Consider the following 20,566-nt stretch of genomic DNA (forward strand, 5'->3'; position numbering starts at 1 on the left):
GTCTGGCCGGTGTTACCCCAGGGCCTGGCAGAGGTCGTCGATCAGGTCCTGCGGATCTTCCAGGCCGACCGACAGGCGCACCATCGAACCGGTGATCCCGCGGCGTTCGCGTTCCTCCGGCGACACGCCGTGATGGGTGGTGGTGACCGGCTGGGTCACCAGACTCTCGGTGCCGCCCAGACTGGGGGCGATGGCGAACAGGCGCAGGCGGTCGACCACCGCGCTGGTGCCCTCGGTGTCGGCATCCAGTTCGAGGGTCAGCATGCCGCCGAAGCCGTACATCTGTTCGCGCGCGAGCGCATGCCCGGGATCCCCCGGCAGGCCCGGGTAGCGCACGCGGGTAACCCGCGGGTGGCTCTGCATCGCCTCGGCGATGGCCCGGGCCGCGGCGTTCTGATGGCGGACCCGCACCACGAGCGTGTGCAGGCTGCGGGCCAGCTGCGCGCAGGTCTCCGGGGCGGGCGTGGAACCCAGGTTCTTGCGCCACCCGGCCACCGTCGCGATGTGCTCCGCCGAGCCCATCAGGGCCCCGGCCGTCAGGTCGGAATGGCCGCCCAGGTACTTGGTGGCGCTGTGGCTGACCAGGTCGGCGCCCAGCGCCAGCGGGTTCTGGTTGACCGGCGAGGCGAAGGTGTTGTCGACCGCGAGCAGCGCGCCATGGGCGTGCGCCCGCTCGGCGATCTTGCCGATCGGAAACACCTCCAGCGCCGGATTGGTCGGGGTCTCCAGGAACACCAGTCCGGCACCCTGTTCCAGGCAGGCGTCCAGGCGGTCGAGCTCGTCGCCCAGCAGGAACTGCGTGCGGATGCCGAGCTGCGGCAGCTGCTCCGAGAGCAGTTCCATGGTCCCGCCGTAGGCATCGCCGATGCAGACGACCCCCGCGCGGCCCAGGGCCAGGAACAGCGCGGTCTCCGCCGCCATGCCCGAACTGAATACCAGCGCGGCCTCGGCTCCTTCGAGGCTGGCGAGCTTGGATTCCACGCTGCGGATGGTCGGATTCATGCCGTAGCGGGTGTACAGGCTCCCGCTGGTGCGGCCCTCCACCACGTCCAGAATGGCCGCGGTGGAGCGGTACTTGAAGGTGGTCGTCGGGTAGATCGGCGTCAGTGCGCTGCCATGGGCATCGCCGATCTCGCCGGCGTGGATGCAGCGGGTGGACAGGCGTCGATCGTCGGATTCGGCCATCGGCAGGCTCCCGGTCGCGAGGGGTGTGTTCGGCTCAGGCACGCCTGGCCGCGCCGGGGCATTCTAACCGCCGGTCAGGCGTGGCGCAGGGTGCCGTCGAAGTAACGCTGCAGGAAGGTGTCGAAGTCCAGGGTGTCGGCCGCTTCGATCTCCGCCTGCTCGGCCAGGCTCTGGCGCGCCAGGGCCTCCAGCATGTCGGCGCGCGGCAGCGGTCCGTTGGAGCGGAACGCCTCGCGGTGCTGGGCCGACAGGCGCCGGGCGTGCACGTGGAACCCCTCCTCGCGCGCCATCATGTCTTCCAGCATGCGCGCCGACGGGGTCAGGTCGGCCTGCTCGACCTTGCCCCACTGCTCGCTGAGAGCGCGGCGATACGGGTCGCCCGGGCGGTCCTGGTCGAGTACGGCGGCCACCGGGCGCATTAGCGCCAGCAGTTCGCGCGCCCAGTCCGCCAGTGGAGTGTCGCCCTGCGGACGCTGGAGTTCCAGTCCGGGGCGCCGGCCATAGTGCGCCGCCTGCAGCAGATTGGCGTCGATTGCGTCCAGCTCGCCCGGGCCGAACGCGGGACTGGGCTGCAGCAGGCAGGCCAGCGCAAAGGTCTCGAGAAAGCGCAGCTGGGTCTCGTCCACGCCGAGCGGGTGCTGTGCGTTGATGTCGACCGAACGCAGCTCCACGTACTCGATGCCGCGGGCCTCCAGCGCGTCGGTGGGCTTTTCGAAGCGCTCCAGCGGCTGTTTGGGCCGCACGGTGGAGTAGTACTCGTTCTCGATCTGCAGGATGTTGGCGTTCAGCTGGCGGTATTCGCCGTCGACCTTGACCCCCAGTGCCTCCCATTCCGGGCTGGGGGTGTTGATCGCGCAGCGCAGCGAATCGACGTAGCCGGCCAGCGAGTTGTAGTCCGCCTTGATGCCGGTGTCCGCCTCCTTGCGGTTGGTGTAGCCGATATCGCCCATGCGCAGGCTGGTGGCATGCGGCAGGTAGCTGGTGTCGTCGTCGAAGTCCTCCAGCGTGGCGCCGTGTCCCTCGAGAAACGAGTTGCAGACCGCCGGCGAGGCACCGAACAGATACGGCACCATCCAGCCAAAGCGCAGCAGGTTGCGGATCATCCCCATCATGCGCGCGTCGCGGAACTCGCGGGTGTCGGTCTCGCCCAGTACCTCGGCCAGCGCCGGCCAGAACTCCTCGCGCGGGGAGTAGTTGAAATGCACCCCGGCGATTACCTGCATCTTGCGCCCGTAGCGATGGCCCAGGCCCAGGCGATAAACCGTCTTCATGCGCCCGGCATTGGAGGGTCCGTAGTCGGCCACCGGGATCGCCGAATCATCGGCGGTCACGCAGGGCATGGAGGTGGACCACAGGATCTCGTCGCCCACGCTGGCCGCGGCGAACGCCTGCAGGTCGTGGAGGAAGCCGAGGGTCTCGCGCACGTCGTCGAACGGCGGGGTCACGAACTCCAGCAGGGCCTCGGAGTAGTCGGTGGTGATGTACGGATGGGTCAGGGCCGAACCCAGTGCCGGAGGATGCGGCGTGCGCGCCGGCGCGCCGTCCGCGCCGACGCGCAGGGTTTCCTTCTCCAGGCCGATGCGGCCATGCAGGCTGCCGGCGGGGAGCCGTTCCGCCAGTCGCGCCACCAGAGCCTGCAGATTGCGTTCGTCGCTTCCCACGTGCGGACCGCCTTGCTGGATCGAACTTGCTGGATGGAGGGGCGAAAAATACCGGAATGTGCCGCTCCGGTCACCGGGCCGGGGGTGCCGGTTCTCTTCTTTCGCTTCCACCGGTATATTAGAGCTGGCTGATATTAGAGAGGGAGGCCGGCATGAGCAAGAACCCGGAGGAGCATGATCCGCGCGAGCTGAGTGACCGCGTGATCGATTTCCTGCGCGCCCCGGCCACCCTGCTGTTCCTGGTCGGCCTGGTCGTCGGGGGGCTGGCGATGCACCTGTTCACCGAGCCGGAGGTCCCGGAGGGCATGCTGCTGGTCACGGTCCACAACGACACTGACGAGATGATCGAGGCGATCCATTTCAGTTTCAGCCACGGTCAGAGCCTGACGGAGATGCGCGAAGGTCGTATCCGGCCGGGCGAGCGCCGCGACGTGGCGCTCAACCATCCCCCGGCGGCCGGCTTCAACATGGAGGTGCGCTACGCCGACGGCGAGGAGCAGGCGTTCTGCGCCAACCGTGGCGTGGAAGGCCGGCGTCAGGAGGTCCGCCTCTACCGTTGAACCGGGCAGCGCGGTTTCTGGACAGGGCGCGAGGCCGTGAATAGACTCTGCACCTGCTCAGGGGAGTAGTCACCCCGTCCGCGCGTGACGGGGGCCTGCGTCAACATCATTGGCCCGCACGGGCCGTGGCGCAGGCAGCCGCATCCGGCCCGACGAGACCTGTGGCATGGACCTCCGGCCCGCCGTAACGGCGGCGGGCGTGCTCGTGGCCGGGCGGCGGGGGTCGATGCCACCGGTCATCGCCCGCCCGGCCCGGATCGCCCGTCATGGAACTCTTTCTCCTTTCCGTCTTCGCCGTGGCCGTGGCCGAGATCGGCGACCGGTCGATGTTCCTCGCCGCTTTGTTCGGCCTGCGCTGCAACCGCCTGTGGCCGGTGTTCTGGGGCATGGCTGCCGGGCTGTTCGCCAATCAGCTGGTGTCGGCCGTGGCCGGGGTGTGGCTGTTCTCGGTGATCGACGCCGACTGGCACCTGTGGCTGGTCGCGATCGCGTTCCTGGCCATGGCGGTCTGGGTGCTGATCCCGGAGGACGACGAGGACGGGGTGCCGGAGAACCCCTGCGCCCGCAGTCTGTTCTTCACCGCCGCGATCACCTTCTTCCTGTTCGAGATGGCGGACAAGACCCAGCTGGCCGTGGTCGCGCTGGCCGGGGCCTCGGGCAGTCTGGTGCCGGTGGTGCTGGGTGCGACCCTGGGGATCCTGCTGATCACCGTGCCCGGGCTGCTGCTGGGGCGGCGTTTTGCCGAGCGCATGCCCGTGCACACGCTGCGCTGGTTCGCCGCGGCGCTGTTCCTGCTGATCGGCCTGTGGACCCTGCTGGAGGCGCTGGGATGGATGCCCGATCTCGGCATGCCGGACTTCTCCGGCGCCCTGCTGGAGGCCGCCGGCCGGAGCGGCGAGTGATTTCGGCGAGGAGGGTCGATACCGTTCGTTTTTGTCGTCGGGTTTTCGCGAAAATCCGCGATTTTCATTCGATTGCATCGATGGGATCATCATCCGGACGAATCATCCGGAGGAATGGTCATGAGTCTGCTGATCAACGGCGAGCTGCGCGAAGGCTGGCTGGAGGAGGAATCCGACGAGAACGGCGAGTTCGTGCGCCAGGATCAGCAGTACCGCAACTACGTGACCGCCGACGGCAGCCCCGGCCCGCTGGGCGAGGGCGGCTACCCGGCCGAATCCGGGCGCTATCACCTGTACGTGTCGTATGCCTGCCCGTGGGCCCATCGCGCGCTGATCCTGCGCCGGCTCAAGGGGCTGGAGCCGCATATCGGGCTGTCGGTGGTGCACCACTACATGGGCGATGCCGGCTGGTCGTTCGATGACTGCGACGGCTGCACCGGGGACCGGGTGCACGGCTCGCGTTACATGCACGAGCTCTACACCCGCACCGATCCGCACTACACCGGCATCGTGACCGTGCCGGTGCTGTTCGATACCGAACGCGACCGCATTGCCAACAACGAGTCGCTGGATCTGGTGCGCATGTTCAACAGCGCCTTCGATCACATCACCGGCAACACCCTGGATTTTTACCCGGAAGATCTGCGCGAGGAGATCCATGCAGTCAACGAGCGGGTGTACGAGAACGTGAACAACGGGGTCTATCGCTGCGGCTTCGCGACCACGCAGAACGCCTATGATGCCGCCTTCGACCGCTTGTTCGAGACCCTCGACTGGCTGGAGCAGCGCCTCGCGCGCCAGCCGTTCCTGGCCGGCGAACGCCTGACCGAGGCGGACTGGCGACTGTTCACCACGCTGCTGCGTTTCGATCCGGTGTACTACAGCCACTTCAAGTGCAACCGCCAGCGGCTGACGGATTTCCCGAACCTGTCCGCCTATCTGCGCATGCTCTACCAGCGCCCGGGCGTGGCCGAGACCGTGCGCATGGACCACATCAAGGCGCACTATTACGGTTCGCACCCGATGCTGAATCCGTCGGGCATCGTGCCGAAGGGGCCGGTCATCGATCTCGACGCCGCGCACGGGCGGCCGCTGGGCGCCCTGCCGCAGGCCTTGCGGAACCCGGGCGAATGAACCGGGTCGGTTGGTCATGTACAGGCACCCGCCCGCCGGGCGGCCCCGTCCGGCGGGTGGCGTGATGAAAGGAGTCCATTGGTGAAGGCAAGCGGGATCATCGGCGGCATCCTCGTCCTTGCCCTGGCGGCGGGCGGGGCGTGGTGGCTGCAGCAGCAGGACGATGCCGGGGCCGCGCGCGCGACCCTGCCGGCCTCCGGCGAGCGTGACGAACGCACGCCGGTGCGCGTCAGCGAGGTGGCGCCGCGCGAGTTCGAGACCGTGATCGAGGCGCTGGGCACGGTCGCCGCGCGGGAGTCGGTCACGCTGCGTGCGCCGGTGACCGCCCGGGTGGAATCACTGGAGTTCGAGGACGGCGAGCGCGTCGACGCGGGTGATGTCCTGGTGCGACTGCGCGCGGACGAGGAACGGGCGCGCCGTGACGAGGCCCGGGTGCGGGTGGAAGACGCCCGCCGCGAGCTGGCGCGGGTGCGTGACCGGGTACAGGACGGCATCGTGACACGCCAGGAGGTCGACCAGCAGGCCTCGCGCCTGGCCGAGGCCCGGGCGGCCCTGGCCGCAGCCACCGCGCAGGTGGAGGACCGCACCATCCGGGCGCCCTTCACCGGCACCCTCGGCCTGCGCGAGGTGAGCCCCGGGGCCATGGTCTCGCCGGACACGGCCCTCGTGGAGCTGGACGACATCCGCACCGTGCGCCTCGATTTCCCGGTGCCGGAGCGCTTTGCCGCTTCCATCGAGCTGGGCATGCCGGTCACCGGGCACAGTGCGGCCGGCGACTTCGCGGCCGACGTGACCGCGGTGAGCAATCGCATCGACGCGGGCACGCGCACCCTGAACGTGCGCGCGGTGGCCGACAACCCGGAACAACGCCTGCGCCCGGGCATGCTGGCCACGGTGCGCCTGGCGCTGGACCCGCAGCAGACGCCGGCGGTGCCCGAGGGCGCGGTGGTGCAGACCGCGGACCAGCACTTCGTCTTCCGCCTGCAGGGGGATGACACGGTCAGTCGCGACCGCATCCGCGTCGGCCGCCGCGCGCCCGGATGGGTCGAGGTGCTGGACGGCGCCGAACCCGGCGACACGGTGGTCTCCGAGGGCGTCTCGCGGGTGCGTGACGGCACGACCGTGCGCGTACTGGAGTCCGGAGACGACGGATGATCCTCTCGGATGTCGCCAATCGCCGGCCGGTACTGGCGATCGTCTTCAACCTGTTGCTGGTGACCTTCGGCCTGATCGCCTGGGATCAGCTGCCGCTGCGCGAATACCCCGACGTCGACCCGCCGGTGGTCACGGTGGACACCAACTATCCCGGCGGCAGCGCGGAGATCATCGAACGCGAGGTGACCCAGCGCCTGGAGGACCGCATCGCCGGGGTGGAGGGCATCCGCTACATGCAGTCCTCCAGCGACGACGGGCGCTCGCGCATCACGGTCGAGTTCGGTCTGGACCGCGACATCGACGCCGCCGCCAACGACGTGCGCGAGGCGGTCAGCCGGGCGCAGCGCAATCTGCCGGACGAGGTCGAGCCGCCGCGCATCACCAAGGCGGATTCGGATTCCTCCCCCATACTCTGGCTCAACCTCTCCAGCGATCGCATGAACGCGCTGGAGCTGGCGGACTATGCCGAGCGCAATCTGGTCGACCGCCTGTCGGTGGTGGACGGCGTGGCACTGGTGCGTCTGGGCGGTGCACGCAGCTACGCCATGCGCGTGTGGATCGACCGCGAGGCGCTGGCGGCGCGCGACCTGACCGTGCTCGAGATTCAGGACGCGCTGGAGCGCGAGAACGTGGAACTGCCGGCCGGGCGGCTGGATTCCGACGAGCGCGAATTCCGCATACGCGTGGAACGCAGCTATCGCTCGCCGGAGGACTTCGAGAACCTGGTTCTGCGCCGCGGCGCGGACGGTCAGCTGGTACGCCTCGGCGACGTGGCGGCGGTCAACATCGGCGCGGACACCGAGCGCACCGAGTTCCGCGGCAACGGCGAGGACATGATCGGGCTGGGCATTATCCGCCAGTCCAACGCCAACGTGCTGGAGGTCGCCAGTGCGGTGAAGGCACTGGCCGCCGACCTGGAAGGCAGCCTGCCGGAGGGGACCTCGCTGGTCCCCACCTACGACGAATCGGTGTTCATCGAGGGGGCGTTGCAGGAGGTCTACGTGACCCTGGGCGTCGCGACCCTGGCGGTGGTCGCGGTGATCTACCTGTTCCTCGGCAGCTGGCGCGCCACGCTGATCCCGGCGGTGACCGTGCCGGTGGCCCTGACCGCGGCCTTCATCGGCATCAACCTGTTCGGCTTCTCGGTGAACCTGCTGACCCTGCTCGCGCTGGTGCTGGCGGTGGGCCTGGTGGTGGACGACGCCATCGTGATGCTGGAGAACATCCATCGGCGCATCGAGCGCGGCGAGCCCGGGCTGCTGGCCGCCTGGCGCGGGGCACGTCAGGTCGGTTTCGCGATCGTCGCCACCACCTCGGTGCTGGTGGCGGTGTTCGTGCCGCTGGCCTTCCTCGACGGCATGGTCGGGCGGCTGTTCGCCGAGTTCGCGATCGCGATGGCGATCGCCGTGGTGTTTTCCAGCATCGTGGCGCTGACCCTGGCGCCGGTGCTCTCCGGGCGCCTGATGCACAAGGGCGATGACGAGACCGGTGCCGCGCGCCTGGTGGGCCGCGCGTTCGGTGCCATCGAGACCGGTTACGGGAAGCTGCTGTCCGGTGGGCTGCGCGTGTCCTGGCTGGTGGTCCCGCTGCTGGGCGGGGTGCTGATCGGGGCCTGGTACCTGTTCGACAGCCTCCCCGAAGAATTCGCGCCGGAGGAAGATCGCGGTGCGTTCTTCGTGATGGTGGACGGCCCCGAGGGCGCCAGTTTCGACTACATGAGCCGGCAGATGGCCGAGGTGGAAGAGCGTCTGCAGCCGCTGATGAGCGAGCAAGGCGGACCGATCCGGCGCGCCCTGGTGCGTACCCCGCGCGGATTCGGCGGCGTGGAAACGGTCAACGACGGTTTCGTGATCGTGATCCTCGAGCACTGGAACGACCGCGAACCCTCCGGGCGCGAGGTCATGAACTGGATCGAGGGCAGCGTCGGCGAGATGCCGGGCGTGGAGGTCCGCGCGTTCATGCGTCAGGGGCTCAGTACCGGTGCGCCCGGGCCACCCGTGCAGTTCGTGATCGCCGGGCCCGACTTCGACACCCTGGAGGAATGGGGCAACGCGGTGCTGGACGAGGTGCGCGACGTGGACGGCCTGCGCAACCTGCGGCTGGACTACGAGCCGACCCAGCCGCAGCTGAGCCTGAGCGTGGACCGCGACCGCGCCGGGGATCTGGGCATCTCCATGCGCGACATCGGGCGTACCCTGGACATCCTGCTGGGTGGACGGGCGGTGACCCGCTGGCAGGACCGTGGCGAGGAATACGACGTGATCCTGGAGGGGCTGACCGACCAGCGGCGCACCACCGAGGCCATCGACAACATCCACCTGCGCGCCGAATCCGGCGAGCTGGTGCCGCTGTCCAGCGTGGTGCGTTACGAGGAACGTGCCGGGCCGGCCTCGCTGTCGCGCTTCAACCGCGGCCGTGCGGTGACCCTGCAGGGCGGCGTGGGCGGCGACCTGACCCTGGGCGAGGCGCTGGACACCCTCGACGCGGCGGCGGAACGGGTGCTGCCGGACGAGGCGCAGATCGACTACAAGGGCGAGTCGCTGGACCTGCGCGAGGGCTCGGAGGCGATCCTGTTCGTGTTCGCGCTGGCGCTGCTGGTGGTGTTCCTGGTGCTGGCGGCCCAGTTCGAGAGCTTCGTGCACCCGTTCGTGATCATGCTCACCGTGCCGCTGGCGGTGGTGGGCGCCTTGCTGGGGCTCAGCCTGACCGGGCAGACGCTGAACATCTACAGCCAGATCGGGATCGTGATGCTGATCGGGCTGGCGGCGAAGAACGGCATCCTGATCGTGGAGTTCGCCAACCAGCTGCGCGACCGTGGCCGCGAGTTCCGCGATGCCGTGATCGAGGCCGGACGTCTGCGCCTGCGCCCGGTGCTGATGACCGCGCTGACCACCGTGGCCGGTTCCATCCCGCTGATCCTGGCCTCCGGCCCGGGCGAGGAGACGCGCTTCGTGATCGGGGTGGCGGTGTTCTCCGGCGTGCTGTTCGCGACCGTGTTCACCCTGTTCGTGATCCCGGCCACCTACTACCTGATCGCCCGCGGAACCACCTCCCCGCTGGCCACCACGCGGCGGCTGCAGTCACTGGACGAAGAGGTCAGGGATGTAGACGGGGAGACCCGCCCGTAGGAGGCCGGCCCTCCGGCCGATGTCGGCGGTGGGCCGGCCCCGGCCGTCGGGGCACCGGATGGGCCGGATCGGCGAGGGGGCTCGCCTCCTACAAGGGGGGTGTCGATGGGTGCCCGGTTGGTAGGAGGCCAGCCCCCTGGCCGATGTCGGCGGTGGGCCGGCCCCCGGCCGTCGGGGCACCGGTTGGGCCGGATCGGCGAGGGGGCTCGCCTCCTACAAGGGGGGTGTCGATGGGTGCCCGTTGGGTAGGAGGCCGGCCCTCCGGCCGATGTCGGCGGTGGACCGGCCCCGGTCGTCGGGGCACCGGATGGCCTGATCGGTGCGCTACCCGGAAGCGGGGCTATTGCAGCACTTCCTCCTGGAAGCCCTTGAAGCCGCCTTCCATGAAGTAGTAATCCTCGATCCCGTATTCTTCCAGGGTGTACTGGAACGCCTTGATTTCGTGCCCGGTGATGTCATAAACGAGCAGCGGGGCGTCGGAGTCGCGGGCCTGTTCCAGGTAATCCTCCAGGGCTTCGGTGTCCCCCGCCGGGATGTTGGTCTCGGAATTGAGGAACAGACCGACCTGGTCCTGTTCGAACGGGCGCCGGATGTCCAGCACCCGGGCATTGTCGCGCTGCGCGCGCTCGGAGAACTCCATCGGCGGCAACAGGCGCTCGCGGAATTCGTTGAAGTCGATCAGATCGGCCCGTTCGATCGGCGCTTCCCCGAACAGGGCGGTGTCCTCGGGGTAATGCTCGGCCCAGTCGAAGATGCCGTAATCCATGGCCATGGCGTCGTCGAAGCCGGCGGCCTTCATGCGTTCCACGGCCTGATAGCTCATGAAGCAGGTATGGCCCCGGCAATAGAAGGCGACCGGCTTGTCCGGGTCCTCTTCGTGGATCTCGAGCACCTTGTCGACGAAGTCCTCGTCGTCGATGCTCACGTGCCGTGCGCCGTCGATGCGCAGGGTGTCGTATTCGTAGCGCGTGCGCACGTCGATGACGTGGACCTCGTCGCGGGCGTATTTCGCCGCCAGCTCCTCGAGATCCAGGGCGTCCACGTAGAAATAGATGGAGCGTCCCGGCGGTTCATACCCCTCGGCCTCGGGATCGAGTTCCATGTCACCGGGCTCTGCGGTGTCTCCGGTGCTGGCGGCAGCCTGACCAGAGAGTGCCAGCAGGCCGGCGGAGAACAGGGCGAGAGTAAGGCGAGAGGGCTTGAAAAACATGGCGAACTGCTCCATGAAAGGTCGACTGCTCCCACTCTAGACACTTCAGCGTGTGGTTTCTACTCCGGGCCGTTTCCTTCGCGTGGCTGGAATGCCAGGACCGCAGAATTGATGCAGTAGCGCAGTCCCGTGGGCGGCGGACCGTCCGGAAAGACATGCCCCAGGTGCGAGTCGCAGGTGGCGCAGCGCACCTCGGTCCGCTCCATGCCCAGCGAGGCGTCGCGGTGTTCGGAAACGGCTTCGGCGGTGACCGGCGCGGTGTAGCTGGGCCACCCGCTGCCGGAATCGAATTTCGCCGTGCTGTCGAACAGCGTCGCGCCGCACACCGCGCAGTGATAACGACCGGAGGCCTTGTGGTCATGGTATTCGCCGGTGAACGGCGGCTCGGTGCCCGCCTGGCGGGCGATGCGGTACTGCTCCGGGGTGAGGCGCCGGCGCAGTTCGTCTTCGTCGACAGGGGTGTCGGGATGCGGGCGGTTGCTCATGTCACTGCCTCTGCGGTAATTCGTGTTATCTTGCGAGTCGGGTCCACCAGCGAATGGCCACGGGCGAGGAGATCATATTGAGCTGTCCGGACCGTGAACGCATCAACGTCCTTCCGACCGGTGCGGGGACTCTCTACCTCGCGCCGGTGCTGGCGCATACCCGTGCCACTCTGCGCCAGCGGCTGATCGAGGAGCGTTTCCCCTGCAGCGAACCGGCTTCGGGGATACTGGCGGTGGCCGTGGATCCGGAGCACGACCTGGGGGCGACCCTTTCGCGTCTCGACGAGGCCCTGAGCCATTCGGAGCAGAACGGGTGCCGCGCGACCTTCGTCCCCGGGGGTGAGCAGTTCGGCGTGGAGCACCTGCAGGACACGCATCTGCTGTCCACGCTGATCGCCCGGCACAACGCGCGCGATCTGGCGGCCATCCTCGCCAGTGATGCCCTGGACTTTCATTTCCAGCCCATCGTGCACGCGGCCCGGCCGGATCAGGTGTTCGCCTGGGAGGCGCTGGTGCGGGCCAGCTCGCCGGCGGGGGAGTTGATCCCGCCGAACATCCTGTTCGAACAGGCACGGGCGGCGGAGATGATGTTCCACCTCGATCGCGCGGCGCGCATCAATGCGATCCGCCGTGCGACCGAACGCGGCATCCGCGACCAGCTGTTCATCAACTTCAATCCCACCGCGATCTACGACCCGGCGTTCTGCCTCGAAACGACCGTGCGCGAGATCGGCGGCATCGCGCCGGATGTCCCCGCTCCCGCGGGCTTCGTGTTCGAGGTAATCGAGAGTGACCAGATCACCGACATCGAACACCTGCGGCGCATCATCGATCGCTATCGCAACGCCGGTTTCCGGGTCGCCCTGGACGATCTCGGCGCGGGCTATGCGTCGCTCAACCTGCTGTCGCAGCTGCGACCGGACTTCGTGAAGATCGACCGCGAGCTGGTCCGCGGCATCGACGCCGACGAATACCAGCAGAAGATCCTCGGCAAGATCATCGAACTGGCGCGCGAGCTGGACATTCGTATCGTGGCCGAGGGCATCGAGACCCCGGAGGAGTGGGGCTGGCTGAAGGATCGGGTCGACTACTGCCAGGGGTTCCTGTTCGCCCGGCCGGCGGCCGACCCGCCGGCGCCGGTACATCCCGATCCCGAGGTGCCGTAGGAGGCCGGCCCTCCGGCCGATGTCGGCGGGAGGTTGGCTCCGGCCGTCGGGGCACGGAATGGGCCTGATCGGCGAGAGGGCTCGCCTCCTACGGCGGGGCGGTTGGTGCATGGTCGGCAGGGGGCTGGCCTCCTGCGGGTTGTGGTGGCGCCGATGTGCACATCGGACCGGCCTTCACTAAACTGAGGAACATGACGACTCTGCCGCATGATGCCCGCAATCCGACGCTGGAAGCGGCCGCCCAGCTGCTGCGCGATGCCGAGGTGCGCTATCAGGGGCGCACCGTCGGCACGGTGGCCAGCCTCGACAGCCGCGCCCCGGCGGAAAACTATGCCGACTGCTTCATCCGCGACTTCGTGCCCTCCGGGCTGGTCTATCTGCTGCACGACGAACCCGAGGTGGTGCGCGATTTCCTCGGTCTGATCCTGCGCATCCGCGATACCCAGGAGGAGATCGAGGGTCACCGGCGCCTGCCGCGGGTGATGCCGGCCAGCTTCCGCGTGGTGACCGATCCGAAGGGGCGCGAGACCCTGGCCGCGGATTTCGGCGATCGCGCGATTGGCCGGGTGGCCCCGGTGGATTCAATGATGTGGTGGGTGCTGCTGGCGCGTGCCTACCAGAACCGCACCGGCGACCACGAGTTCATCAAGTCGCCCGACGTGCAGCGCGGCATCCGCCTGATCCTCAGTATCTGTCTGCAGGACCGCTTCGAGGTCTTCCCGACCCTGCTGGTGCCCGACGGCAGTTTCATGATCGACCGGCGCATGGGGGTGTACGGGCATCCGCTGGAGATCCAGGCGCTGTTTTACGGCATGCTCAAGGCCGCGCTGGCGATGCTCGAGCCCTGCGATACGGACTCCGAGCAGCTGTGCGAGCAGTCGGCCATCCGTACCCGGCAGCTGGCGGACTACATCCGCCACTACTACTGGCTGGACCTGGAACGCCTGAACGCCATCCATCGCTACCGTACCGAGCACTTCGGCCACGAGTCGGAGAACGCATTGAACATCTACCCCGAGAGCATCCCCGACTGGCTGGTGGACTGGATCCCGTCGGAGAGTGGTTACCTGGTCGGCAACCTCGGTCCGGGGCGCATGGATTTCCGCTTCTTCAGCTTCGGCAACCTGCTGGCGGTGCTGTTCGGTCTGGCCGACGAACACGAGTCGCGGCTGATCATGCAGACCTTCGAACAGCGCTTCGAGGACCTGATCGGCACCATGCCGGTGAAGATCTGCTACCCCGCGATGATGGGCGAGGAATGGCGCCTGCTGACCGGGTCGGACCCCAAGAACACCCCCTGGTCGTATCACAACGGCGGGAACTGGCCGGCGCTGCTGTGGGCGTTTACCGGGGCGGCGCTGCGCGTGGGCCGCCCGGACCTTGCCCGCAGCGTGCATGCGGTGGCGGCCGAGCGGCTGCATCGCGACGACTGGCCCGAATACTATGACGGTCGCCACGGCCGTCTGATCGGGCGGCGGGCCAACTACCGCCAGACCTGGTCGGCCACCGCGGTGCTGCTGTCCCAGGCGATGATCGACAACCCCGAAACCCTGTCGCTGTTCGACAGTCCGGAGCCCGAAACACCATGAAGAAGACTCAGAGCAAGTCCCGCCAGGGCGAAGGCCTTTATCTTGTTCTGATCAGCGTGCATGGCCTCATTCGAGGCGAAAATCTGGAACTCGGCCGGGATGCCGACACCGGCGGGCAGACCCTCTACGTGGTCGAGCTGGCGCGTGCCCTGGCGCGGCATCCGCAGGTCGGACGGGTGGACCTGCTGACCCGGCGGGTAGTCGACAGCCGGGTCGACGACGACTATGCCGAACCGGTGGAGGATCTGGGTGACGGTGCCCATATCGTGCGCCTGGACTGCGGGCCGAAGCGCTACCTGCGCAAGGAAAAGCTCTGGCCGTATCTTGACTGCTTCGCCGACAACGCCCTGGCGCATATCCGGCGGGTCGGGCTGCGCCCGGACGTGATCCACGGTCATTATGCCGATGCCGGCCATGTCGCGGTGCGGCTCTCCAACCTGCTGGGCGTGCCCATGCTGCAGACCGGGCACTCGCTGGGGCGGGTCAAGCGCGAGCGCCTGCGCGAGGGCGGGCTGTCGGATGCCGACATCGAAGCGCGCTACAACATCTCCACCCGCATCCATGCCGAGGAAGAGGCGCTGGCGCACGCCCACCGGGTGATCGCCAGCACCCGTCAGGAGGTGGACGAGCAGTACGCCACCTACGACAACTACCAGCCCGAGCGCATGGAGGTGATCCCGCCGGGGACCGACCTCGAACGCTTCCACCCGCCGAAACGTGGTGAACGCAAACCGCCGATCTGGGCCGAGATCCGGCGTTTCCTGCAAAAGCCCGACCGGCCGCTGATCATGGCGCTGTCGCGCGCCGACGAGCGCAAGAATATCCGCAGTCTGGTGGATGCGTATGCCGGCAACGAATGGCTGCGCGAGAACGCCAACCTGCTGATCGTGGCCGGCAACCGCGACGACATCCGCGATCTGGAAAAGGGCGCGCGCGAGGTGCTCACGGATCTGCTGCTGCGCATCGACCGCCACGACCTGTATGGCAAGGTGGCCTACCCCAAGCACCACGGCTCGGACGATGTTCCCGATCTCTACCGCCTGGTGGCGGCCACCCGCGGGGTATTCGTGAATCCCGCCCTGACCGAGCCGTTCGGCCTGACCCTGATCGAGGCGGCGGCCAGCGGCGCCCCCATCGTCGCCACCAACGACGGCGGCCCCGACGAGATCGTCTCGCGCTGCCACAACGGCCTGCTGATCGATCCGCTGGATCCCGAGGGGATCGCCGATTCCATCCAGGCGATCCTTGCCGATCGCCCGCGCTGGCAGCGTTATTCGCGCGACGGGCTCAAGGGCGTGCGCAAGCACTATTCCTGGGACGGGCACGCGGAGAAATACGTGCGCCTGCTGCGCTCGCTGTCGCGCGAGGTGCGTCAGGTGCGGCACGAACAGCGCCAGGTCTCCGGTCGCCTGGCGAACGTGGACCGCGCGGTGATCACCGACATCGACAACACCCTGCTGGGCGACACGAAGGCGACCCGGGCCTTCGTTGCCTGGCTGCGGCGCAACCGCAAGCGGGTGGCCTTCGGCGTGGCTACCGGGCGCCGCATCGATTCCGCCGCCGCGGTGCTGGAGGAGCACGGCGTGCCGATGCCGGACGTCTGGATCACCTCGGTGGGCAGCGAGATCCACTACGGGTCCGAACAGACCCCGGATCGTGGCTGGGCCCGGCATATCAGCCATCGCTGGGAACCTGATCGCCTGCGCGAGGAACTGGACGGCGAGCCCGGGCTGGTGCGCCAGCCGGACATCGACCAGCGCTCGCACAAGGTCAGCTATTTCGTCGAACCGCCCGGCAGCATCGACGTGGAGGCGGTCGAGACCCGGCTGTACCGGGCCGATCTGCATGCCCACGTGATCTATTCCCACGAACGCTTCCTGGACCTGCTCCCGGTGCGGGCATCCAAGGGGCTGGCGGTGCGCTACTTCGCCGACAAGTGGGGCATCCCGCTGGAGCATGTACTGGTCGCCGGCGATTCGGGCAACGACGAGGACATGCTGCGCGGGCGCCTGCTGGGGGTGGTGGTGGGCAATCATCAGCCCGAGCTGCAGTCCCTGCGTGGCTTCAAGCGGATCTTTTTCGCCCGCGCCACGCATGCCCGCGGCATCCTCGAGGGGATCGAGCACTTCGATCTGCTCAACCGCTGCGACGTGCCCGGCAACGGCCAGACCTGCTGAGGTTACGGGACCGGCAGCAGCAGCGCGATGCCGGTGAGGACCGTCACCACCTCGAACGCCCGTTTGACCAGGCGGTTGCCGTAGCGGATCGCCAGCGTGGCACCCAGATAACCGCCAATGAAGCTGCCGAGGAGCAGCGCCGGCAGCCAGTCCCACTGCACCGTGCCGAAGGTGCCCAGCATCAGCGCGCCGGCGCCATTCCACACCAGACCCACCAGGACCATGGTGTAGCCGACGGCCTCGGTGTAGCTCATGCCGTACCAGCGCACCAGCCACAGCGTGACCATCAGGCCGGTGCCCGAGGCCAGCGAACCGTTGAGGATGCCGATCACGAACAGCCCGGCGGCACCGATCAGGGCGTGGTGGAGGCTGTCGGAGGTGACCCGGCGCTTCTGTCCCAGCTGCGGGCGCCGCCAGGAATACCACCCCAGGGCGACGGTCAGCAGGCCCAGGGCGATCTCCCCGGCGCGTGGCGGGATCTCCAGCACCAGCCAGGCCCCCAGCAGTACGCCCGGTACGCCGGCCCCCAGGATGACCCCTAGTCGAGCCGGGGAAAATGTGCTTTCCTTCACATGTCGCAGGCCGGCGCCCGCCCCCAGGGCCACCGTGGCGATCTTGTGAGTCGCCAGGGCCACCGGGTAGGGCAGGCCGAGGAAGATCAGGGCCGGGAGCTGCAAGAGCCCCGCGCCGCCGCCCGCCAGCGCGGAGAAGCCGTTGGCGATGAGGGCCACGAGCGCGAGCCCGAGATGCTCGAGGATGGACATGAGAGTAAGCGGACCAATGTACGGGAACGGAATGGCTGTCGGGGTGCTGCTCGGCGCCCTGGCCATGCTGCTGGCCATGCCGGTGGCACCGGCGGTGGCCGGTGACATCCATCGCTGGGTGGATGATGACGGCACGGTACGTTTTTCGGACAAGCCGAGGCCGGAGTCCAGCGACCGCGAGCGGCAAGTGTACGACCGCCAGGGCTTCGTGCGCGAGGTGGTGCCGGCCCCGCCCACCGCCGAGGAACGCGAGGCGGCGGCCGAGGAACGCCGGCGCGCCGAGCAGGCGCAGGAGTCGGGCGAGGATCCCGCCCTCGACCAGGCGGCCCGCAAGCGTCAGCTGGAGCGCGTCTACGATTCGCTCGCCGAGATCGACTCCCTGCGTGAACGGCGCATCGCCGCGCTGGAGAACAATGTCCGCATGAGCGAGCGTCAGGCGCGGGTCCTCGAGCGCGAACGCGACCGCATCGAACGCCAGCAGGCCCGTAATCCGGACAGCGCCGCCCTGCGGGCACGCTACGCCGACGAGCTGGAGGACGTGCAGGGCCGGCTGGACCGCGAACGGGCCTACCAGGAACGCCAGCAGGCCCGTATCGACGAGATGAACGCGCAGTTCGACGCGGACGCCGAAGACTACCGCGAACTGGTCCTGGAAGAGGAGGACTGAGCGCGCCGCACCGTGCCGGGCCCGGGCGCGGAGCGGGTCAGCGGCTGATCAGGGTGCCCACGCCCTCGTCGGTCAGCAGCTCCAGCAGGACTGCGTGTTCCACCCGGCCGTCGACGATGTGGGTGGCGTTGACGCCGCTGCGCACCGCATCCAGGGCGCAGCGGATCTTGGGGATCATGCCGCCATGGATGGTCCCGTCACGGATCATCTCGTCCACCTGCGGCGCGGCGAGCTTCGGCAGCAGCGCGCCGGCCTGGTCCAGCACCCCGGGGGTGTTGGTCAGCAGGAACAGCTTCTCCGCGTCCAGCACCACCGCGAGCTTTTCCGCCGCGGTATCGGCGTTGATGTTGTAGGCACGCCCCTCGCGGTCGAAGCCGATGGGGGCGATCACCGGGATGAAGCTGCTGTGGTCGAGGGTATGCACGATGGCCGGATCCACGCCTTCGACCTGACCGACATGGCCCAGATCCACGTCGGGATCCTCGCCGCGCAGTGGCGTGGCGCGGATCATCTGCCCGTCCTTGCCGGTCAGGCCCACCGCGCGACCGCCGTAGCGGTTGATCAGTGAAACGATCTCCTGGTTGACGATCCCGCCGAGGACCATCTGCACCACGTCCATGGTCTCGCGGTCGGTGACCCGCAGGCCGTCGACGAACTCCGATTTCTTGCCCAGCCGATCCAGCAGATCACCGATCTGCGGGCCGCCGCCGTGGACCACCACCGGGTTCACGCCCACCTGCTTGAGCAGCACGATGTCGCGCGCGAAGCTCGCCTTCAGGTGGTCTTCGGTCATGGCGTTGCCGCCGTACTTGATGACGATGGTCTTGCCTGCGAAACGCTGGATGTAGGGCAGCGCCTCGATCAGGACATGGGCGACGGAATGGGCGGTGTCGGTGTCCATGGCTGGGGTCCGGTTGACGTTCGGGGGCGGAGTTTATCACCCGGCGCGGGGCCGCGGTGCGGGCGAACGGCGTCAGCGCTGGCCGGATGAACCGAAGCCGCCGGCGCCGCGCTCGCTTTGCTCGAAGTCATCGACCACGCGGAACCGCGGCTGCAGTACCGGCACGATGACCAGCTGCGCGATGCGGTCGCCGACGTCGATGGAGATCGGTGCATCACTGCGGTTCCAGGCGGAGACCATCAGCGGGCCCTGGTAGTCGGCGTCGATCAGTCCGACCAGGTTGCCCAGCACCAGGCCCTTCTTGTGGCCCAGGCCCGAGCGCGGGAGGATCATGCCGGCGTAGCCCGGGTCGGCGATGTGCACCGCCAGTCCGGTGGGCAGCAGCTCGGCTTCGCCGGGGGCCAGGTTCAGCGGTTCTTCCAGCATGGCGCGCAGATCCACGCCGGCGGAGCCCTCGGTGGCGGGCGCGGGCAGCGGGAAGTCCGTGCCCATGCGCGGATCAAGGACCTTCAGATCGATTTCCGGGGCGGGCATGCGTCAGTTTCCTTGGGTCGGAGAGGGGTTGGCCGGGTGCGTCTGCAGGCGCTCGGCGATCAGGGTGATCAGTTCGCGGGCCAGGCGGTCCTTGGGCTGGCGTGGCAGTTCGCGTTCGCCGTCGGGCCACAGGCACAGCAGGCTGTTGTCGCCGTGGCCGAAGCCCCGGCCGCCGTCCACGCGGTTGGCGGCGACCAGATCCAGGCCCTTGGCGACGAGCTTGTCGCGGGCGTATTCCCGCAGATTGTCGGTCTCGGCGGCGAATCCGACCAGCAGCGGCCGCGCTGCAAGTCCGTCGACCCGCCGGGCGACGTCGGCGAGGATGTCCGGGGTGCGTTCCAGTTCCAGCGTCAGGTCTTCGCGGGTCTTTTTCAGCTTCTGCGCGGCCGGGGTGGCGGGCCGGTAGTCGGCCACCGCGGCGGTGGCGATGAACACCTCCGTGCCCTCCAGCGCCTCCAGTACGGCCGCATGCATCTCCGCCGCCGTTTCCACCGCATGCGCCTGCACGCCGGGCGGTACCGCCAGCTCGCAGGGTCCGTGCACCAGGGTGACCCGGGCGCCGGCATCGCGCGCGGCGGCGGCCACGGCAAACCCCATGCGTCCGGAGCTGCGGTTGCCGAGGTAGCGCACCGGGTCCACCGGTTCGCGGGTCGGCCCGGCGGTGATCAGGACACGCCGGCCCTGCAGCGGGCCGGGGCTTGTATCCAGCAGGGCGGAAGTAATGGTCGCCGGTTCCGCCATGCGTCCGGCGCCCTGCTCGCCACAGGCCTGCTCGCCGCTGTCCGGCCCGACGAACCGCACGCCGCGCTCGCGCAGGGTGGTGTGGTTGGCACGGGTCGCCGGGTGCTCCCACATGCGGTGGTTCATCGCCGGGGCCAGGGTAACCGGGGCGGCAGTGGCCAGCAGCAGGGTGGTCAGCAGGTCGTCGGCCAGCCCCTGGGCCATGCGCGCCATCAGGTCGGCGCTGGCGGGGGCGACCACGACGTGGTCGGCCCAGCGCGCCAGGGCGATGTGGTCCATCCCCGACTCCGCTTCGGCGTCCAGCAGATGGGTGCGCACCGGCTCGCCGGACAGGGCCTGGAAGGTCAGCGGGGTGACGAAGGCCTGCGCCCCCGCCGTCATCACCACGCGCACCGCGCAGCCGCGGCGGCGCAGTTCGCGCACCAGCTCGCAGGCCTTGTACGCCGCGATGCCGCCGCTGACCCCCACCAGGATGCGCGGGGCATCGGTCATCTCGCCGGTGTCCGCCGGGGTCGCGAAGATGTCCTCGGGATCGCTCATGTGCGGATTCTAACCCGTGAGCCGGGCCGGGTGCCGGATTCGGCCCCGGATGCGGGGTATCGCACGG

17 protein-coding genes and 1 riboswitch are annotated in these 20,566 nt (G+C 68.7%); of the genes, 9 read left to right on the forward strand and 8 right to left on the reverse strand.

Going from position 1 to position 20,566, the window contains the following annotated elements; genetic code table 11:
* Positions 1–12: 12 nt before the first annotated feature.
* Positions 13–1,185: a PLP-dependent aspartate aminotransferase family protein gene (locus F788_RS0108880; RefSeq protein WP_019589931.1), complete on the reverse strand. Its 1,173-nt coding sequence runs from the start codon at positions 1,183–1,185 to the stop codon at positions 13–15.
* Between the two features lie 74 nt (positions 1,186–1,259).
* Positions 1,260–2,846 carry a glutamate--cysteine ligase gene (gene gshA / locus F788_RS0108885; RefSeq protein WP_019589932.1) on the reverse strand — a complete coding sequence of 529 codons (1,587 nt, stop codon included), beginning with the start codon at positions 2,844–2,846 and terminating at the stop codon, positions 1,260–1,262.
* A gap of 152 nt (positions 2,847–2,998) precedes the next feature.
* On the opposite strand from gshA, the gene F788_RS0108890 reads away from it, so the two are divergent.
* The 5 genes from F788_RS0108890 to F788_RS0108910 all read left to right on the forward strand — a co-directional run bounded on the left by F788_RS0108890 (position 2,999) and on the right by F788_RS0108910 (position 9,725).
* Positions 2,999–3,406, forward strand: a complete 408-nt coding sequence (locus tag F788_RS0108890; protein WP_018869136.1) for a hypothetical protein — start codon at positions 2,999–3,001, stop codon at positions 3,404–3,406.
* 50 nt (positions 3,407–3,456) lie between these two features.
* A riboswitch (yybP-ykoY riboswitch) is annotated at positions 3,457–3,556 on the forward strand.
* Positions 3,557–3,672: 116 nt separating this feature from the next.
* Positions 3,673–4,308, forward strand: coding sequence for a TMEM165/GDT1 family protein (locus tag F788_RS0108895; RefSeq protein ID WP_019589933.1), 636 nt, complete (start codon positions 3,673–3,675; stop codon positions 4,306–4,308).
* A 120-nt stretch (positions 4,309–4,428) separates the two neighbouring features.
* Positions 4,429–5,442: a glutathione S-transferase family protein gene (locus tag F788_RS0108900; protein WP_019589934.1), complete on the forward strand. Its 1,014-nt coding sequence runs from the start codon at positions 4,429–4,431 to the stop codon at positions 5,440–5,442.
* Positions 5,443–5,523: 81 nt separating this feature from the next.
* Positions 5,524–6,597 (forward strand): efflux RND transporter periplasmic adaptor subunit, encoded by a 1,074-nt coding sequence (locus F788_RS0108905; protein WP_019589935.1) that lies wholly within the window; start codon positions 5,524–5,526, stop codon positions 6,595–6,597.
* The gene (locus tag F788_RS0108910; protein WP_019589936.1) at positions 6,594–9,725 is read left to right on the forward strand and encodes an efflux RND transporter permease subunit; all 3,132 of its coding nucleotides are present in this window, start codon (positions 6,594–6,596) and stop codon (positions 9,723–9,725) included. Before F788_RS0108905 ends, F788_RS0108910 begins: the two co-directional genes overlap by 4 nt.
* Before the next feature lie 340 nt (positions 9,726–10,065).
* On the opposite strand, the gene F788_RS0108915 is transcribed toward F788_RS0108910, so the two are convergent.
* Together F788_RS0108915 and msrB are read right to left on the reverse strand one after the other, a co-directional pair.
* Entirely contained in the window at positions 10,066–10,950 is an 885-nt protein-coding gene (locus F788_RS0108915) for a rhodanese-like domain-containing protein (RefSeq protein ID WP_018869153.1), read from the reverse strand.
* Between the two features lie 44 nt (positions 10,951–10,994).
* Positions 10,995–11,420, reverse strand: coding sequence for a peptide-methionine (R)-S-oxide reductase MsrB (gene msrB, locus F788_RS0108920; protein ID WP_019021636.1), 426 nt, complete (start codon positions 11,418–11,420; stop codon positions 10,995–10,997).
* Between the two features lie 77 nt (positions 11,421–11,497).
* Between msrB and F788_RS0108925 the strand changes: the two genes are divergently transcribed.
* From F788_RS0108925 to F788_RS0108935, 3 genes are all read left to right on the forward strand, one after another.
* A complete protein-coding gene (locus tag F788_RS0108925; protein WP_019589937.1) occupies positions 11,498–12,586 on the forward strand; it encodes an EAL domain-containing protein in 1,089 nt (362 codons plus the stop codon).
* Between the two features lie 191 nt (positions 12,587–12,777).
* Complete coding sequence (locus F788_RS0108930; protein WP_019589938.1) at positions 12,778–14,175, forward strand: glycoside hydrolase 100 family protein; 1,398 nt, start codon at positions 12,778–12,780, stop codon at positions 14,173–14,175.
* A complete protein-coding gene (locus tag F788_RS0108935; RefSeq protein WP_019589939.1) occupies positions 14,172–16,352 on the forward strand; it encodes an HAD-IIB family hydrolase in 2,181 nt (726 codons plus the stop codon). Before F788_RS0108930 ends, F788_RS0108935 begins: the two co-directional genes overlap by 4 nt.
* Positions 16,353–16,354: 2 nt before the next feature.
* On the opposite strand, the gene F788_RS0108940 is transcribed toward F788_RS0108935, so the two are convergent.
* Positions 16,355–17,116 carry a sulfite exporter TauE/SafE family protein gene (locus F788_RS0108940; protein ID WP_019589940.1) on the reverse strand — a complete coding sequence of 254 codons (762 nt, stop codon included), beginning with the start codon at positions 17,114–17,116 and terminating at the stop codon, positions 16,355–16,357.
* A 16-nt stretch (positions 17,117–17,132) separates the two neighbouring features.
* Here F788_RS0108940 and F788_RS0108945 point away from each other — a divergent pair, with 16 nt between their 5' ends.
* Complete coding sequence (locus F788_RS0108945; RefSeq protein WP_019589941.1) at positions 17,133–17,783, forward strand: DUF4124 domain-containing protein; 651 nt, start codon at positions 17,133–17,135, stop codon at positions 17,781–17,783.
* Between the two features lie 37 nt (positions 17,784–17,820).
* On the opposite strand, the gene argB is transcribed toward F788_RS0108945, so the two are convergent.
* From argB to coaBC, 3 genes are all read right to left on the reverse strand, one after another.
* Positions 17,821–18,684 carry an acetylglutamate kinase gene (argB, locus tag F788_RS0108950; RefSeq protein ID WP_019589942.1) on the reverse strand — a complete coding sequence of 288 codons (864 nt, stop codon included), beginning with the start codon at positions 18,682–18,684 and terminating at the stop codon, positions 17,821–17,823.
* Positions 18,685–18,756: 72 nt separating this feature from the next.
* Positions 18,757–19,218 (reverse strand): dUTP diphosphatase, encoded by a 462-nt coding sequence (dut, locus tag F788_RS0108955; RefSeq protein ID WP_018946659.1) that lies wholly within the window; start codon positions 19,216–19,218, stop codon positions 18,757–18,759.
* Between the two features lie 3 nt (positions 19,219–19,221).
* Positions 19,222–20,499, reverse strand: a complete 1,278-nt coding sequence (coaBC, locus tag F788_RS0108960; RefSeq protein WP_019589943.1) for a bifunctional phosphopantothenoylcysteine decarboxylase/phosphopantothenate--cysteine ligase CoaBC — start codon at positions 20,497–20,499, stop codon at positions 19,222–19,224.
* Between the last annotated feature and the right edge of the window lie 67 nt (positions 20,500–20,566).

The organism is Thioalkalivibrio sp. ALE10, assembly GCF_000381385.1.
Classification (GTDB): domain Bacteria; phylum Pseudomonadota; class Gammaproteobacteria; order Ectothiorhodospirales; family Ectothiorhodospiraceae; genus Thioalkalivibrio.